Annotated in this window: 15 protein-coding genes; 5 read left to right on the forward strand and 10 right to left on the reverse strand. The window is 72.0% G+C overall.

The window, feature by feature from the left end:
- Positions 1-71: 71 nt before the first annotated feature.
- The gene (locus AC6I72_RS28945; RefSeq protein ID WP_498004074.1) at positions 72-452 is read right to left on the reverse strand and encodes an STAS domain-containing protein; all 381 of its coding nucleotides are present in this window, start codon (positions 450-452) and stop codon (positions 72-74) included.
- A gap of 246 nt (positions 453-698) precedes the next feature.
- Between AC6I72_RS28945 and AC6I72_RS28950 the strand changes: the two genes are divergently transcribed.
- Positions 699-1,073: a PRC-barrel domain-containing protein gene (locus tag AC6I72_RS28950; protein ID WP_498004075.1), complete on the forward strand. Its 375-nt coding sequence runs from the start codon at positions 699-701 to the stop codon at positions 1,071-1,073.
- A gap of 38 nt (positions 1,074-1,111) precedes the next feature.
- Here AC6I72_RS28950 and AC6I72_RS28955 read toward each other — a convergent pair whose 3' ends face one another.
- Positions 1,112-1,546 carry an ATP-binding protein gene (locus tag AC6I72_RS28955; protein WP_498004077.1) on the reverse strand — a complete coding sequence of 145 codons (435 nt, stop codon included), beginning with the start codon at positions 1,544-1,546 and terminating at the stop codon, positions 1,112-1,114.
- A gap of 222 nt (positions 1,547-1,768) precedes the next feature.
- Here AC6I72_RS28955 and AC6I72_RS28960 point away from each other — a divergent pair, with 222 nt between their 5' ends.
- Positions 1,769-2,002 carry a DUF6480 family protein gene (locus AC6I72_RS28960; RefSeq protein ID WP_498004078.1) on the forward strand — a complete coding sequence of 78 codons (234 nt, stop codon included), beginning with the start codon at positions 1,769-1,771 and terminating at the stop codon, positions 2,000-2,002.
- A gap of 1 nt (position 2,003) precedes the next feature.
- Here the strand turns inward: AC6I72_RS28960 and AC6I72_RS28965 are convergent, their stop codons facing one another.
- From AC6I72_RS28965 to AC6I72_RS28990, 6 genes are all read right to left on the reverse strand, one after another.
- The gene (locus AC6I72_RS28965) at positions 2,004-3,092 is read right to left on the reverse strand and encodes a glutamate--cysteine ligase 2 (RefSeq protein WP_498004079.1); all 1,089 of its coding nucleotides are present in this window, start codon (positions 3,090-3,092) and stop codon (positions 2,004-2,006) included.
- A 129-nt stretch (positions 3,093-3,221) separates the two neighbouring features.
- On the reverse strand, positions 3,222-5,447 hold the full coding sequence (glgB, locus tag AC6I72_RS28970; protein WP_498004080.1) for a 1,4-alpha-glucan branching enzyme: 2,226 nt from the start codon (positions 5,445-5,447) through the stop codon (positions 3,222-3,224).
- Between the two features lie 4 nt (positions 5,448-5,451).
- Positions 5,452-6,840, reverse strand: a complete 1,389-nt coding sequence (locus tag AC6I72_RS28975; RefSeq protein ID WP_498004081.1) for a maltokinase N-terminal cap-like domain-containing protein — start codon at positions 6,838-6,840, stop codon at positions 5,452-5,454.
- A gap of 31 nt (positions 6,841-6,871) precedes the next feature.
- Positions 6,872-8,590, reverse strand: coding sequence for a maltose alpha-D-glucosyltransferase (treS, locus tag AC6I72_RS28980; protein WP_498004082.1), 1,719 nt, complete (start codon positions 8,588-8,590; stop codon positions 6,872-6,874).
- Positions 8,587-10,596, reverse strand: a complete 2,010-nt coding sequence (locus AC6I72_RS28985) for an alpha-1,4-glucan--maltose-1-phosphate maltosyltransferase (protein ID WP_498004083.1) — start codon at positions 10,594-10,596, stop codon at positions 8,587-8,589. The genes treS and AC6I72_RS28985 overlap by 4 nt, the downstream gene beginning before the upstream one ends.
- A 115-nt stretch (positions 10,597-10,711) precedes the next feature.
- Entirely contained in the window at positions 10,712-11,020 is a 309-nt protein-coding gene (locus AC6I72_RS28990; RefSeq protein WP_498004084.1) for a DUF5133 domain-containing protein, read from the reverse strand.
- A 339-nt stretch (positions 11,021-11,359) separates the two neighbouring features.
- On the opposite strand from AC6I72_RS28990, the gene AC6I72_RS28995 reads away from it, so the two are divergent.
- A complete protein-coding gene (locus AC6I72_RS28995; RefSeq protein WP_037852288.1) occupies positions 11,360-11,872 on the forward strand; it encodes a hypothetical protein in 513 nt (170 codons plus the stop codon).
- A complete protein-coding gene (glgX, locus tag AC6I72_RS29000; RefSeq protein ID WP_498004085.1) occupies positions 11,869-14,022 on the forward strand; it encodes a glycogen debranching protein GlgX in 2,154 nt (717 codons plus the stop codon). Before AC6I72_RS28995 ends, glgX begins: the two co-directional genes overlap by 4 nt.
- Before the next feature lie 69 nt (positions 14,023-14,091).
- On the opposite strand, the gene AC6I72_RS29005 is transcribed toward glgX, so the two are convergent.
- Both AC6I72_RS29005 and AC6I72_RS29010 read right to left on the reverse strand, forming a co-directional pair.
- A complete protein-coding gene (locus AC6I72_RS29005; RefSeq protein ID WP_498004086.1) occupies positions 14,092-14,895 on the reverse strand; it encodes a VOC family protein in 804 nt (267 codons plus the stop codon).
- 127 nt (positions 14,896-15,022) lie between these two features.
- Complete coding sequence (locus AC6I72_RS29010) at positions 15,023-15,814, reverse strand: RNA polymerase sigma factor SigF (protein ID WP_498004087.1); 792 nt, start codon at positions 15,812-15,814, stop codon at positions 15,023-15,025.
- A 398-nt stretch (positions 15,815-16,212) separates the two neighbouring features.
- Here AC6I72_RS29010 and AC6I72_RS29015 point away from each other — a divergent pair, with 398 nt between their 5' ends.
- Positions 16,213-16,728, forward strand: a complete 516-nt coding sequence (locus AC6I72_RS29015; protein ID WP_498004088.1) for a MarR family winged helix-turn-helix transcriptional regulator — start codon at positions 16,213-16,215, stop codon at positions 16,726-16,728.
- Positions 16,729-16,750 lie beyond the last annotated feature (22 nt).

Consider the following 16,750-nt stretch of genomic DNA (forward strand, 5'->3'; position numbering starts at 1 on the left):
CCGTCCCGGGCCGTCCGCGCACCAGAAAGGGCCGCCCCGGCCGCCCCGGGCGGCACGGCAGTGCCCCGGCCTCACTCCGGCCGCGCGGCCGGTTCGTCGAGCCGGGCCAGCGCCTCCTCGGTGGTGTCGGACACCGGCACCGTGAGACTGACCCCGGTGAGGTCGAGGATCCGCCGCACGGCCGGAACCGGCGCGATGATGTGGACGCTGCCCGGACGGTCGCGGACCTCCTGGTAGACGCGCAGGATGATGTTCATGCCGGAGGAGTCCATGAACGGCACCCCCGTCAGGTCCAGCAGGAAGTGCCGCCGGCCGTGGTGGAGCTGGTTGGCCAGGTGCGCCTGGAGTTCGGTCGCGGTGTCGACGTCCAGGTAGCCCTCGACCGTGAACAGGGCCACGTCCTCCCGGATCAGGGTGACCTCGACGGACAGCGGGTTCTGGGCAACGGACACGAGTACCTCCAACGAGTGCGGACTGCGCCTGCGCGCCTACCCCTGAACCGGCCCGGCACACGCGCCGGGCGCGCGGGCCGGCCGTCGAATGCGGACGTCGGCGCAGGGTAGTTGGTGCTGTGGAGTGATCGGCAAGGCCGTGGGGCCGCCGGGACGGCCGTGGAACCGGCACGGGGGACGTGGCCCGCCGCAGCGGGCGCCGGGCCGCGGCGGCGGGCTGTGCGGCCGCAGAGAGGAAGGGGCAGCGTGACCATCGAGGGAATCTGGGCGTATCCGCCGCGGGCCGGCCGCACCGGGGACGCGGACCTGACCGGCTTCACCGTGGTCGCAGGCGACGGCACCGTCGGCCACGTGGACCGGGAGGCCGACACCTTCGGGATGCGGCACCTGGTGGTGGACACCGGTGTCTGGGTCTTCGGCCGCAGTGTCCTGGTCCCGGCGGGCGTGGTCCGCCGGATCGACCCGGCCGAGCGCAGGATCGAGGTCTCCTGTTCCCGGGCGGAGATCAAGGCGGCGCCGCGTTTCCGCACCGACAGCGAGACCCGGGACCGCGGCTACCTGACGCGGGTGGGGGAGTACTACCACGGGCTGCCGCCGCGCCAGGAGGCGGGCACCGCCTGACCGGGCCCGCGCGCCCCCTCGGGGCGGTGGCCGCGGGCTCACCAGGGCAGGAAGACGTGCACGTCCTTGCCGTGGTCGGTGACGACGACGCTGACCTGGTCGCTCAGCGTGTGGATCAGGTGCCAGCCGATCCCGCCGCCGCCCCGGCTCGGATGGAACGGCCGCGGCGCCGGCGGCGTGGTGCTGGTGTCGCTCAGCGTCACGTGGACCCCGTCGAAGGTCCGGCGCAGGCGCAGCACGAACGGTCCCGGAGCGTACTGCACGGCGTTCGCGGCGAGTTCTGTCACCACCAGCAGGATGTCGTCCCAGTGCTCGGGGGCCGCCGGCAGCGCGCTGCGCGCGAGGTCGTCCAGGAACTCCTCCGCGGCCAGCCGCGCGCCCGTCACATGGTGCAGCTCGCCCGCGAAGCGAGCGGTGCGGCTCGGAATGCCCTCGGTGGCCAGTGTGTCTTCCCCGTGCGGATCGGTCGCCATCTCGCCTTCCCTGCCCGGCGTGCGCAGGGCGTCGTCGTCCTGTCCCTTCCGTTCGTCCCCTGTCTAGTTCCCGTGCGCGGGGAGGCTACGCGTCGCCGGACCATGGCACGCGTCTCAGCGCAAGGCGTCATCGGTCCCGCCTCCGGTCCGTCCGCCACGGCGGCGGCACGGGGCGGCCGGATCGGGTGGTACCCGGTGGGCAGGAGGGGGGACTCGGAGGACATGAGTCACGTCAATCCAGACCCCGACCCGGACCGGACGTCCGGGCTCGAACCGGGCGGCGGTGTGCCACCGGGGGAGACCCCGCCCGCCGAGAGCAGCATGCCCGAGGCCGGTCCCCGCGAGCCGGAGGCCACCTCCCGGGGGTGGGCGAAGGCCCCGCTGGCCCTCATCCTGCTCCTCGTCCTGCTGGTCGCCGCCGGCTTCCTGGCCTACGCCCTCGCCCTGATCTTCTGAGTCACTCCTGGGTGAGCCGCACGCACTCGGTGACGACCTCCCGCAGACTCCCGGTGCGCTCCATCAGCTCGCGCTGCGTGTGCGCACCGTTCCCGCGGGTGAGCAGCGTGTCCAGCGAATCGCGCGCAAGTTCGAGATCGCCGGTGTCGGTGAGGGCGTCGGAGACATGGCCGAGCAGCGCCCGCAGCACCGACCGCGCGGGCAGCCGCCGCATGGTGTGCGGGTGCAGCAGTTCCGCGCCCGGCCCGGTCCGGGCGGCCTGCCAGGCCGCCAGCCGCAGCAGGCTCACGCTGTGGTCCACCGGCGCGACGCCCGCCCGCCACTCTCGGGCGGCGGTCTCCACCAGGGCGCGCGCCAGCGTGGCCACCAGACGGGCCGTGCCGGCGTGCAGGCACACGTCCGCGACCCTGATCTCCACCGTCGGGTACCGCTCGGACAGGCGCGCGTCGAAGTACGCCATCTTCTCGTCGAGGATCACCCCGGTGGCGACCATGTCCGCCACCAGCCGGTGGTAGCGCTCCGCCGACCCGAACAGCTCGGTGGGACCCGCCGACGGCCAGCGGTCCCAGACCCGGCTGCGGTAGCTGTCGTAGCGGGTGTCCTTGCCCTGCCAGAACGGCGAGTTCGCGCTGATCGCCACCAGCACCGGCAGCCACGGCCGGATGCGGTCCAGGACCGCGACGCCCTCCTCGTCGGAATCGACGGCCACGTGCACGTGCATGCCGCAGACCAGTTGTTCCTGCGTCGCGATGCCGTACTGCTCGGCCAGCCACTGGTAGCGGTGGTTCATGCCGATGGCCGGGCTCACCGGCAGCGGCGAGGTGGCCAGCGCGGCCACCGCGCAGCCGATCTCCCCGGCGTGCCGGGCCGCCTCCTTGCGGCAGCGCACGATCTCCGCGCCGAGTTCGGCCATGTCCGTCTGCGGATGCGTGGCGAACTCCAGCATCTGCCCGTACAGCTCTTTCTCGAACACGTCCTGTTCCGCGTCGGCCGCCTCCGCGCGGGCGAGCACCGCGGCCGACAGGGCCTTCGGCTCACCGCTGTCCGGGTCCACCAGGAGGAGTTCCTCCTCCACTCCGACGGTCCGCACCTCATGCCGCCCTTCGTCCCGTGACACCGGCCGGGCGCCGGGGTCGTACGACCCCGACTGCCCCGAGGCGGCCGCCGGACACCCGGTGCGGTGTGCGGAGTCCGGCGGCCGGCCGGTGACCCCGCGCCGTCAGGCGGGGTACGGGGTCAGCCAGACGGTGGCCAGCGGCGGCAGCGTGAGACGGACGTGCCCGTCCTCCGGCTTGACCGGGTCGGGGTTGGTGACGTCCCCGCCGCCGTAGCGCGCCGCGTCCGTGTTCAGGACCTCGCACCAGGCGGTGACGTCGACGGGCACGTCCAGGCGGTACCCCTCGCGGACCACGGGGGAGAAGTTCGACACCGCCAGCAGCGGGGCGCCCGCCGCGTCGTGGCGCAGGAACGCGAAGACGTTGTCGTCGGCCGCGTCCACCGCGACCCAGCGGAACCCCTCCGGCCGGGTGTCGCGCTGCCACAGCGCCGGAACGTCCCGGTACAGCGTGTTCAGGTCCCGCACCAGGTCCCGCACCCCGCGGTGATCGCCCGCCGCGCAGTTGGCACCCTCGTCCAGCAGCCACCACTCCGGGCCGTGCTCCTCGGAGAACTCACCGCCCTGCGCGAACTCCTGCCCCATGAACAGCAGTTGCTTGCCGGGATGGGCCCACATGAAGCCCAGGTACGCCCGGTGGTTCGCGCGGCGCTGCCACCAGTCGCCGGGCATCTTCGACACCAGGGCCTGCTTGCCGTGCACCACCTCGTCGTGCGAGATCGGCAGCACGTAGTTCTCGCTGTACGCGTACACCATCGAGAAGGTCATCTCGTGGTGGTGGTACTTGCGGTGCACCGGCTCCTTGCTCATGTACTGGAGCGAGTCGTGCATCCAGCCCATGTTCCACTTCAGCCCGAACCCGAGCCCGCCGCAGTCGGTCGGCGCGGTCACCCCGCCCCAGGCGGTGGACTCCTCGGCGATGGTCACCACGCCCGGCGCCCGCCGGTACACGGTGGCGTTCATCTCCTGGAGGAACGCCATCGCGTCCAGGTCCTCCCGGCCGCCGTACTGGTTGGGCGTCCACTGCCCGGAGTCGCGCGAGTAGTCCAGGTAGAGCATGGAGGCCACCGCGTCCACGCGCAGCCCGTCGATGTGGAACTCCTCGCACCAGTAGACGGCGTTGGCGACCAGGAAGTTGCGCACCTCGGTACGGGCGTAGTCGAACTCGTACGTCCCCCAGTCGGGGTGCTCGGCACGCTGCGCGTTCCCGGGCTCGTACAGCGGGTCCCCGTCGAAGCGGGCCAGCGCCCAGTCGTCCTTCGGGAAGTGCGCCGGCACCCAGTCCATGATCACGCCGATCCCGGCCCGGTGGCAGGCGTCCACGAAGTACCGGAAGTCGTCCGGTGAGCCCAGCCGCGAGGTCGGCGCGTAGTACGAGGTCACCTGGTAGCCCCAGGAACCGCCGAAGGGGTGCTCGGCGACCGGCATCAGCTCCACGTGCGTGAAGCCCAGGTCCTTGACGTACGCGGGCAGCTCCTCGGCCAGCTCCCGGTAGGTCAGGCCCTTGCGCCAGGACGGCAGGTGCACCTCGTACACCGACAGCGGCGCCTCGTGCACGGGCGTGTCCCCGCGGTGCGCCATCCACTCGGCGTCGCCCCACTCGTGGTGCGCGGCCGTCACGATCGAGGCCGTGTCCGGCGGCACCTCGGTACGCCGCGCCATGGGGTCGGCCTTCAGGAACCGGCCGCCGTACTGTGAGGTGATCTCGAACTTGTACCGCGCGCCCTCGCCGATGCCGGGCAGGAACAGCTCCCACACCCCCGCCGCGCCCAGCGAGCGCATCGGGAAGGCGGTGCCGTCCCAGTACGTGAAGTCACCGGCGACCCGCACCCCGCGGGCGTTGGGCGCCCACACCGTGAACCGGGTGCCCGCCACGCCCTCGTGGGTCATGGGCTCCGCACCGAGCGCCTTCCACAGCTGCTCGTGCCGGCCCTCCCGGATCAGGTGCAGGTCCAGCTCGCCGAGGGCGGGCAGGAAACGGTAGGGGTCGTGGACCTCGTACTCCTCCTGCTCGTAGGAGACCACGAGGGTGTACTCGGGGATCGCGTCCAGCGGGAGCACGGCCGAGAACAGGCCGTCGCCCTCACTGACCAGCGGGGTGCGCCCGCCGTCGGTCACCACGCTCACCGCGCGGGCGAACGGGCGCAGCGCCCGGAAGGCGACCCCGCCCGGCACCGGATGCGCGCCGAGCAGCGCGTGCGGGTCGTGGTGGGCGCCGTGCAGCAGGCGCTCACGGTCGGCGGGGTCCAGGGGCGGGGCCGCCTGGGCCCGGCCCGCCGCGGGCGGGACAGGGCCGGACGGCTCGGGAAGTGACGTGTCGCGCAGTGCCACCGGTTCAGCCTCCTCTCACGGCGAGACGTTCGATCGCCGCCATCGGTACGGCGAGCCAGTCGGGGCGGTGCCGGGCCTCGTACAGCACTTCGTACACGGCACGGTCCGTCTCGTAGGCCCGCAGCAGGGCGTGTTTCTTACGGGGGTCCCAGCCGGCCCGGGAGGCGTAGCCGGCGCAGTACGCCTCCCGGCAGCGGCGCGCCCACTCCGGCCGCCAGGGGCGGCGCTGGCGGGCGGCGTAGTCGAAGGAGCGCAGCATGCCCGCCACGTCCCGCACCGGGGACTCGGGGATGCGGCGCTCGGCGAGCGGACGCGAGGGCTCGCCCTCGAAGTCGATGACGAACCACTCGCGTCCGGCCCGCAGCACCTGGCCCAGGTGCAGGTCGCCGTGCACCCGCTGCGCGGCCGGTCCGGCGTCGCAGCTGGCCAGCGCGGCGAACGCGGTGCGCAGCCGGGTGGTGTACGGCCGCAGCGCGGGCACCGCCTGGGCCGCCGCCTCCAGCCGCTCGGTCATCGCCACCGCCGTACGGGCGACCTCACGGTGCCCGGCGGTCGGGAAGGCGTCGGCCAGCGCCAGGTGCACCTCCGCCGTCGCCTGCCCCAGCTGGTGCGCCTGGGCGGTGAAGTCGTCGCCGGTGGCCAGCGCCCGCAGGGCCAGGGTCCAGCCGTCGGCCGCGTCGGGCAGGAACGGCTGGAGCACGCCGAGCGTGGCCTCCTCCGGCCGGGTGGTGCGCAGCCAGGCCACCGGGGCGGGGACCCGGCTGCAGCCCTGCCGGGCCAGCGCCCACGGCACCTCCAGGTCCGGGTTGACGCCGGGCTGGATGCGGCGGAACACCTTCAGGATGAACTCGTCGCCGTACACGATGGAGGAGTTGGACTGCTCGGCGTCCAGCAGCCGGGGCGCCAGGCCGCCGGGGATGAGCGCGGACGGGTCCGCCTCGAAGCGCAGCGGGCCCGCGCTGCCGGGGTGGCGCAGCCGTTCGAGCAGCAGTTGCGCCGACCGCGGGTCGCACAGGGCGTCGTAGATCGCGTGACCGGCCAGCGGCCCCTCGGCGGCCCGGCCGATGAAGGCGCGGTGCAGCCGCGGGGACAGCTCCTGCCGTACGCCGAGCAGCAACTGGTAGCAGTCGGCCGGCGGCGGCGCCGAGATGCCGGCCGGGGCCGGGACACCGCCGTGACCGGTGGCGAGCCCGGCGTGTTCGGCGTGGACCAGCAGATGCAGACAGCCCGGGAACAGCTCCGTCATCGACAGCAGCCGCAGATCGGTGACGGGCCGGTCCTTGCCGGCGAACCAGCGCTGCCGCGGCAGCCAGGCGCGCAGCAGCGACCCGAGCGAGGCCATGGGGTCGGCGACGCCGGGGCTGCTCGGCTGGAGGGATGCGGTCTTCGTCATGGTCACGCCTCCTTTCGTCTCGGCCACACGGTCAGACTCGTCGGCCGATCCGGGATGCGACTCTGGTGAGCCGGAACCAGTAGAAGCCGTGGCCCGCGAGGGTCAGCAGGTAGGGGAGCTCCCCGATCGCCGGGAACCGGACGCCGCCGATCAGCTCGACCGGGTGCCGTCCGTCGAAGGCGCGCAGATCGAGTTCGGTGGGCTGGGCGAAGCGGGAGAAGTTGTGCACGCACAGCACCAGGTCGTCCTTGTACTCGCGCAGGAAGGCGAGGACGGCGGGGTTGGAGGAGGGGAGTTCGGTGTAGGTGCCGAGGCCGAAGGCGGGGTTCTGCTTGCGGATCTCGATCATGCGGCGGGTCCAGTGCAGCAGCGACGAGGGGGAGGACATGGAGGCCTCGACGTTGGTGACCTGGTAGCCGTAGACCGGGTCCATGATCGTGGGGAGGTAGAGGCGGCCGGGGTCGCTGGAGGAGAAGCCGGCGTTGCGGTCGGGGGTCCACTGCATGGGGGTGCGTACGGCGTCGCGGTCGCCGAGCCAGATGTTGTCGCCCATGCCGATCTCGTCGCCGTAGTAGAGGATCGGGCTGCCGGGCAGGGACAGGAGCAGGGCGGTGAAGAGTTCGATCTGGTTGCGGTCGTTGTCGAGCAGGGGTGCGAGGCGGCGGCGGATGCCGATGTTGGCGCGCATGCGCGGGTCCTTGGCGTACTCCGCGTACATGTAGTCGCGCTCTTCGTCGGTGACCATCTCCAGGGTCAGTTCGTCGTGGTTGCGCAGGAAGATGCCCCACTGGCAGTTGGCGGGGATGGCCGGGGTCTTGGCGAGGATCTCGGAGACCGGGTAGCGCGATTCCCTGCGCACGGCCATGAAGATGCGCGGCATGACGGGGAAGTGGAAGGCCATGTGGCACTCGTCGCCGCCGGCGCTGTAGTCGCCGAAGTAGTCGACGACGTCCTCCGGCCACTGGTTCGCCTCCGCGAGGATCACCGTGTCCGGGTACATCCGGTCGATCTCCTTGCGCACCCGCTTGAGGAACTGGTGGGTGGCGGGCAGGTTCTCGCAGTTGGTGCCCTCTTCGGCGTAGAGGTAGGGCACCGCGTCCAGGCGGAATCCGTCGATGCCGAGGTCCAGCCAGAACCGCAGGGCGGCCAGCACCTCCTCCTGGACGGCGGGGCTCTCGTAGTTCAGGTCCGGCTGGTGCGAGAAGAAACGGTGGAAGTAGTACTGGCCGCGCACCGGGTCGAAGGTCCAGTTGGAGGTCTCGGTGTCGACGAAGATGATCCGCGCGTCCGGATATCCCTTGTCGTCGTCGGCCCACATGTAGAAATCGCCGTAGGGTCCGTCGGGGTCCTTGCGCGATTCCTGGAACCACGGGTGCTGGTCGCTGGTGTGGTTCATGACGAAGTCGATGATGACGCGCATGCCGCGCTGGTGGGCGGCGTCGACGAATTCGACGAAGTCGGCGAGGTCGCCGAAGTCGGGCAGTACGGCGGTGTAGTCGGAGACGTCGTAACCGCCGTCTCTGAGCGGGGATCTGAAGAACGGCGGCAGCCACAGGCAGTCCACGCCGAGCCACTGGAGGTAGTCCAGTTTGGCGGTCAGGCCCTTGAGGTCACCGATGCCGTCACCGTTGCTGTCCTGGAAGGAACGGACCAGGACCTCGTAGAAGACGGCACGTTTGAACCACTCCGGGTCGCGGTCCCTGGCCGGGGCGTCCTCGAAGATGTCGGGGACGGGCTCGTTGACTGTCATGGCGCGGGAGGCCCTCCGATCTGCGGCGAGGTGGACGGTCGCTGGACGTGGAGCACGTGCGCGGGACGGTGCCCGGGGTCGAGACGCACGTAGTTGGTCCTGCCCCAGTGGTAGGTCTCACCCGTCAGTTCGTCGAGCACGGACGTGGACGCGTGCGGGTCCAGGCCGAGGTGCCGCATGTCCAACGAGACCGTGGCCTCCTGGGTGTGGTGCGGATCCAGATTGACGACCACGACGACGGTGTCCTCGCCCGCGCGCTTGGTGTAGGCCAGCACGGCGTCGTTGTCGGCGTGGTGGAAGTGCAGGTTGCGCAGGTGGTGGAGCGCCCGGTGGCGGCGGCGGATGTCGTTGAGGCGGGTGATGAGGGGGGTGATGGTGCGGCCCTCGCGTTCGGCGGTGGTCCAGTCGCGGGGTTTGAGCTGGTACTTCTCGGAGTCGAGGTATTCCTCGCCGCCTTCTTTAAGAGGGGTGTTCTCGCAGAGTTCGTAGCCGCTGTAGATGCCCCAGGCCGGGGAGAGGGTGGCGGCGAGGACGGCGCGGACCTCGAAGGCGGGGCGGCCGCCGTGCTGGAGGTAGGCGTGCAGGATGTCGGGGGTGTTGGTGAACAGGTTGGGCCGCATGTAGGCGGCCGCCTCGCCGGTGAGTTCGGTGAGGTAGTCGGTGAGTTCCTGTTTGGTGTTGCGCCAGGTGAAGTAGGTGTAGGACTGCTGGAAGCCGACCTGGGCGAGGGTGTGCATCATCGCGGGGCGGGTGAAGGCCTCGGCGAGGAAGACGACGTCGGGGTCGGTGGTGTTGATCTCGCCGATGACGCGTTCCCAGAAGACGACGGGTTTGGTGTGGGGGTTGTCGACGCGGAAGATGCGCACGCCGTGGTCCATCCAGTGCCGCAGGACGCGCAGGGTCTCGGTGACCAGTCCGTCCATGTCGGCGTCGAAGGCGAGGGGGTAGATGTCCTGGTACTTCTTGGGCGGGTTCTCGGCGTGGGCGATGGTGCCGTCGGGGCGGTGGTGGAACCACTGGGGGTGTTTGTGGACCCAGGGGTGGTCGGGGGAGCACTGCAGGGCGAGGTCGAGGGCGATCTCCAGACCGAGTTCGCCGGCCCGGTGCACGAAGTGGTCGAAGTCCGCCAGGGTGCCCAGGGCGGGGTGGACGGTGTCGTGGCCGCCTTCGGGGGAGCCGATCGCCCAGGGCACGCCGACGTCGTCGGGGGTGGCGGTGAGGGTGTTGTTGCGGCCTTTGCGGTGGGTGGTGCCGATGGGGTGGATGGGGGGGAGGTAGACGACGTCGAAGCCCATGGCGGCGATGGCGGGCAGGCGGCGTTCGGCGGTGCGGAAGGTGCCGTGGGGCTGTTGGGGGGTGCCTTCGGAGCGGGGGAAGAACTCGTACCAGGCGCCGTAGAGGGCGCGTTCGCGTTCGACCTGGAGGGGCAGCGGGTCGCCGGCGGTGACCAGCTCGCGCAGCGGGTGTCGGGCCAGGACCGCGTCCACCTCCGGCGTCAGCGCCGCCGCCCACCGGGTCATCACCGGCAGCGAGTCGTCGTTCATCACCCGGACGGCCGCTAGCACGGTCTCCCGCAGCGGCCCCTTGGGCACCCCGGCCGCCGCCCGGCTGAGCAGCTCGGCGCCCTCCTCCAGCACCAGCCCGGCGTCGATGCCGGCCGGGACCTTGATGTGCGCGACGTGCCGCCAGGTGGCGACGGGGTCGCTCCACGCCTCGACGTGGTAGGTCCAGCGTCCGATCGCGTCCGGTGTGACCTCCGCGCCCCAGCGGTCGCTGCCCGGCGCCAGCTCCCGCATCGGCGTCCACGGGCCCGGACGGCCCCCGGGATCGCGCAGGACCACGTTCGCCGCGACGGCGTCGTGGCCCTCGCGGAACACGGTGGCGGTGACCTGGAACGTCTCGCCCACCACCGCCTTGGCCGGTCGCCTGCCGCACTCGACGGCCGGGCGCACGTCCCGTACGGGAATGCGGCCGACCGCCGGGGTACGACTCGGGGTCGAACTCATGGGTGTCACCTCCACCGTGCTTGAGGCCGGGCTGACGCCCGGCCGGGAACCAGGTACTTCTCGGTCTGTCGCGGTGCGGTGGTCCCCCCGCGGGGCGGGGGGACGGTATGTGGTCCTACGCGCCGGCGGGGGAGCGCCGGTCCTTCGCCGGCCGGCGCCGGGTCCGTCCCGGGACCACGGCGACGTGCGGCCGGCCGGTGCTCTGTTCCCGCAGATAGGTGACGAGGTTGGTGCGCAGGTAGCGCTCGGCCGCGTCCGCCGCCTCCCGCGCGCAGCGCTTGCCCATCAGCACGCACAGCGTGTAGCCCGAGTCCTCGAAGGTGGCCCGCACCCGGCGGTCGTCGGGAGACGCGAGCATCGCGCGTTCCCACACCCGGTAGTGCCGCAGATGCCGGGCTACTTCGGCTTTGGCAGGTAGCAGCATGGCGCCGTTCACCTTTCGGGAGCGCTCGATGGGCACGTTTCCCCGACGGTCGGGGCGGTGACCGCGCACGCGAGGCACGCGTCCCGTTCACGGCGCTCGAGACTTTCACTCATGGTGCACGTTCAACGACACAGCGTCCTGTTGGATCTTCAACCAGCTCACCCGCCCGGCGGACACCGAACCGGCACCCCGTCCCACCCGCTCGTGTTGCACGAATGGCGTAGCGCCCGCACTGTGGATCTGACTCAGAGGCAACACATGCTCACGCTTCGTGCTCGGGGAACCGGCCCGCAAGGGCGGGGATGGAGCGCGGGCCTCGCCGGTGAGGAGCCAACGACGATGAAGACCGCAGTGCCCTGCTACTACCACCTCGACGTGGAAGTCAGCCCGGAACGGGTCGGACAGGTCAGGCGCATCCTGGCCGCTCACCTTCGGTTCTGGGACCTGGAGGACCTGGTCGACCCCGTGTGCGGCGGCGCCGAGATGCTGCTGAAAGCCATCGACGAGCACGCACGGGACAAGCACACGTCCATCGAGATGTGGTGGACCGGCCAGCACCTCATCACCGCGGTCGGGGAGAACAACCACGACCTGCGCCCCGACCAGGACCTGCGCACCTGCCTGGCCCGGATCGCGGCCACCAGCGACGGATGGGGCTGCTGCGCCTCCGAGACCGGCAGCAAGATCATCTGGTTCTCGCAGCGGGCCCGCGCCGGGGTGCGCGTCCCGCTGGTCCCGAAGGCTCCCGCCCCGACCCTGCGCGAGGGCCTCAAGCCGCCCCGCGCGCTGCCGGTCGCCGCGCTCGCCTCGCCGCTCAGCCGCCCCGAGGGCGTCCTGGAGGCGGCCCGGTGACCCGGCGCACCAACCGTGGAAAAGGGGTGCCCGTGCCCGTGTGGAGCGGGTACCCCTACCCGCTGGGCGCGGCCTACGACGGGCAAGGCACCAACTTCGCCCTGTTCAGCGAGGTCGCCGACCACGTCGAACTCGTCCTCGTGGACGACGCCGGCGCCCACCGCCGGGTGCCGCTGACCGAGGCCGACGGCTTCGTGTGGCACGGCTACCTGCCCGGCGTCGGCCCGGGCCAGCGCTACGGCTACCGGGTGCACGGCCCCTGGCACCCGGCGGCCGGCCACCGCTGCAACCCCGCGAAACTGCTCCTGGACCCCTACGCCAGGGCCGTGGACGGGCGGATGGACGACCACCCCTCGCTCTACGAACGCGCCCCGCACGGCCCCGACCCGTCCGACAGCGCCGGGCACACCATGCTCGGCGTGGTCACCGACCCGGCCTTCGACTGGGGCGAGGACCGTCCGCCCCGGCGCGCCTACTCCGACACGGTGATCTACGAGGCCCATGTGCGCGGCCTGACCCGCACCCACCCCGACGTCCCCCCGGAGCTGCGCGGCACCTACGCCGGTCTCGCCCACCCCGCGGTCGTCGAGCACCTGACGTCGCTGGGGGTCACGGCCGTCGAGCTGATGCCGGTGCACCAGTTCGTCCACGACGGCGTGCTCCAGGGCCGCGGCCTGTCCAACTACTGGGGTTACAACACGATCGGCTTCTTCGCGCCGCACAACGACTACGCCGCTCACGGCACCCGCGGCGAGCAGGTCGCCGAGTTCAAGTCGATGGTCAGGGCGCTGCACGCGGCCGGCCTCGAAGTGATCCTCGACGTGGTCTACAACCACACCGCCGAGGGCAACGAGAAGGGTCCGACGCTGTCCTTCCGCGGCATCGACAACGCCTCGTACTACCGCCTCGTCGACGGCGACTGGGCGCACTACTACGACACCACCGGCACCGGCAACAGCCTGCTGATGCGCCACCCCTACGTACTCCAGCTGATCATGGACTCGCTGCGGTACTGGGTCACCGAGATGCACGTCGACGGCTTCCGCTTCGACCTCGCGGCCACCCTGGCACGGCAGTTCCACGAGGTGGACCGGCTCTCCGCGTTCTTCGACCTGATCCAGCAGGACCCGGTGATCAGCCGCGTCAAGCTGATCGCGGAGCCCTGGGACGTCGGCGAGGGCGGCTACCAGGTGGGCAACTTCCCGCCGCTGTGGTCGGAGTGGAACGGCCTCTACCGCGACGCCGTACGGGACTTCTGGCGCGGCGAGGAGCACACGCTCGGCGACTTCGCGTCCCGGCTGACCGGCTCCTCCGACCTGTACGCGCACAACCGGCGCCGCCCCCGCGCGAGCGTCAACTTCGTGACCGCGCACGACGGTTTCACGCTGCGCGACCTGGTGTCGTACAACGACAAGCACAACGACGCCAACGGCGAGGGCAACCGGGACGGCGAGAACACCAACCGGTCCTGGAACTGCGGGGCCGAGGGCGGCACCGACGACCGGGCCGTCCTGGAGCTGAGGGCGCGCCAGCAGCGCAACTTCATCGCCACCCTGCTGCTCTCCCAGGGCATCCCCATGCTCTGCCACGGCGACGAACTGGGCCGCACCCAGGGCGGCAACAACAACGCCTACTGCCAGGACAACGAGGTCTCCTGGATCGACTGGCGGCTCACCCGCGAGCAGCGCGAACTGGCGGACTTCACGCGGTACGTCATCGGTCTGCGCACCGCCCACCCGGTGCTGCGCCGCCGCCGTTTCTTCCAGGGCGAGACGGCCACCCGCGACGACCAGCCGCTGCCCGACCTGGTGTGGATGCTGCCGGACGGCCGGGAGATGGCGGAGGAGGACTGGCAGCGCTCCGACGCCCACTCCGTCATGGTCTTCCTCAACGGCGACGCCATCGCCGAACCCGACCCGCAGGGCCGGCCCGTGGTCGACGACTCGTTCCTGCTGCTGCTCAACGGCTACTGGGAACCGGTCGACTTCCGCCTGCCCGGCCCCGCCTACGGGGAGCGCTGGACCACGCTCGTCGACACCGCCGAGCCGCAGGGCCCGCCGGACGAGGCCGAGCACAAGTTCTCGGGCGACCTGCGCGTGGAGCCCCGCAGCCTGGTCCTGCTCACGCGGCCCCCGAGAACGGCCCGCTGACCCGCACACCGCGGCCCCGCCCCTCCTTCGCCGAAGGAGGGGCGGGGCCGCGGTGTGCGTCCGGTGCGGTCAGGCCTCCCTGCGCGAGGTCACCGTGAACTGCGCGCCGTCCGGATCACGCAGGACGGCCTCCTCGGTGCCTTCGCGCAGCACGCTGCCGCCGTGGCTCTCGGCCGCGCGGGCGCAGGCCGCGACGTCGGCCACCCGGAAGTGGATCTGCCAGTGCGGCCGGATGGTCGGGTCGGGCGCCGCCCCGAGCGCCCCGGACTCGATGCGGGCGACGACCTCACCGTGGCTGCGCAGGACCACCTCGTTCCCCTCGTAGCGGACCTCGCAGCAGCCGGGCTGCTCCGACGCCCAGTCCAGGACCTCGCCGTAGAAGATCGCGGCGTCGAACGCGTCGCGCGTGTGCAGCCGGATGAAGGCCGGCGCGGCCTTGCGCCAGGTCTCCCAGTCGGTGAACAGCTCGCCCTCCCAGATCCCGAAGGTCGCGCCGTCCCGGTCGGCGAGCAGAGCCGCCCGGCCGGGCGGCAGGGAGATCGGGCCGACCGCCGAGGTGCCGCCGCGCTCCTGCACCCGGGAGACGGCCCGGTCGGCGCTCGGCACGGCGAAGTACGGCGTCCAGGCCACCGCCATCTGCCACATGGACGCCACCGCCGCGATCCCCGCGACCGGGGCACCGTCGGCGAGCGCGATGCGGAAGCGGTCCCCGAGTCTGGCCGAGCGCCACTCCCAGCCGAGCACGGCCCGGTAGAAGTCCTCCGTGGCCTCCAGATCGCGGCTGGTCAGGCTGACCCAGCACGGCGCGCCGCACACCGTGTGCGTGGAGAGGGGGCCGGTCGTGGGGCGGGCGGCTGTCGTGTCGTCGTTCATGGCACGTCCTGGTCTCGTCGACCGGTGGCCACCGGTCTGTCACCAGTGTCCGACCGGAACCCGCAAGGGCGCCTGCCGAGTACCCCCCGCGTACCGCCGAAACGGCACCGGGGGCCTCGTGCGCAGGTCAGCCGGTCTCGGCCAGCAGTTCCTCGCGCAACTGGGCGAAGCAGCCGCTCAGCAGCCGCGAGACGTGCATCTGCGAGATGCCGAGCTGCTGCGCGATCCGGCTCTGGGTCATGCCCCCGAAGAAGCGCAGGTAGAGGATCATGCGCTCGCGCTCGGGCAGCGCCTCCAGGCAGGGCCGCACCGCCACCCGGTCCACCACGAGGTCGTAGCGCGGGTCGGACTCGCCGAGGCCGTCGCCGAGCGCGTAACCGTCCGTGCCCGGGACCTCCGCCTCCAGCGACAGCGCGGCGAAGCAGTCCAGGGCCTCCATCCCGGTGCGTACGTCGCTCACGCTCAGGTGCGTGTACGCGGCGATCTCCGCGACGGTGGGGGCGCGGCCCGGCGTCGTCTGCGCCAGCTCCTTCGCCGCCCGCCGCACCCGGTTGCGCAGGTCCTGGACCCGGCGCGGCACGTGCAGCGTCCACATGTGGTCGCGGAAGTGCCGCTTGATCTCGCCGGTGACCGTCGGGACGGCGTAGGCCTCGAAGGCGTAGCCGCGCGCCGGATCGTAGTGGTCGACCGCCTTGACCAGGCCGAGCGCCGCCACCTGGTACAGGTCCTCCAGGGCCTCCCCGCGGCCGCGGAAGCGGACCGCGATCCGCTCGGCCATGGGCAGCCACACCTGGACCAGCTCGTCCCGCAGCGCCTTGCGCTCGGGCCCGTCGGGCAGCCCCGCGAGCCGTTCGAAGGCGGCCGCGGTGTCGGGGGCGTCGTCGTGCGGGTGGGTCTTGGTTCTGCCGGTGGTACGCATGCGCTGCGCCTCCCTCAGCAGGTGCTGGATGGACGGACACCACGGGAGGCGCGGGGCAGTCCTGCACGGAATGCGACGGGGCCCGGCGCGCCGGCTCCCACGGGCGTGCCTCCGGTCCGAAGCACTGAAATGCGGATTCCCGGAGCCGGTCGTTCCGAAACAATTCTCCGAATGCGGTGACGGTATGCGACCAAGCGATTCGAATTCGTCGCCGACCGGTCGGGAATTTTCTGCCGCGGCAAATCAAAGACTATCAAAGACGGGTGAAAACAAAGGTCACGAAAATCTACGGCGGAAAATGATGTGCCTTCAACCAAGCCTTGGGCGTGGTGCTCGCCGCGCTCGGTTCGACCGGCCTTCGGGGATGCTCGCCTCTGCTGCAGAGGTGACGTCGGACCATGGATCCGGAAGCCGGTCCCGGCCCTGTCGCCGCACCCGTGTCCGATCCCGTGCCCGGGCCCGCACCGGACGCCTCCGCCGAAGAGCCGGCCGATGCCCTCGCCGGGGTGCAGCGGCTGATCCGGCGCAGGCTGCGGGCCGGGCCGACCGTGGCCCGGCTGCGCGGCGCCGAGGCCGAACTGCTGCGCCTGGTCGAGTCCCGGCCCGGCATCGGCGTCTCGGAGGCGGCCGAGGAACTGCACCTGGCGGGCGACTCCGTCTCGACGCTGGTCGACCGGCCGGCCGCCGACGGGCGACTGGTGCGGGAGACGGACCCCGCCGGCCGCCGGGCCGTCCGCCTGCTGCTGACGGAGGCGGCCGGGGCGCGGCTGCGGGACTGGCGCCCGCGCCGCGCCGCCCTGGTCCGCACCCAGGTCGACCGGCCGGCCCCCGCCGACCGCGACGCGCTGCGCGCGGCGGTCCCCGCCCCGCGCAGGCCGGCCGGAAACCTGCGCGAGGACGCCGACCGCCCCTGACGAACGACCTCCCCGGCGAACC

This window comes from Streptomyces sp. Xyl84, from assembly GCF_059731885.1.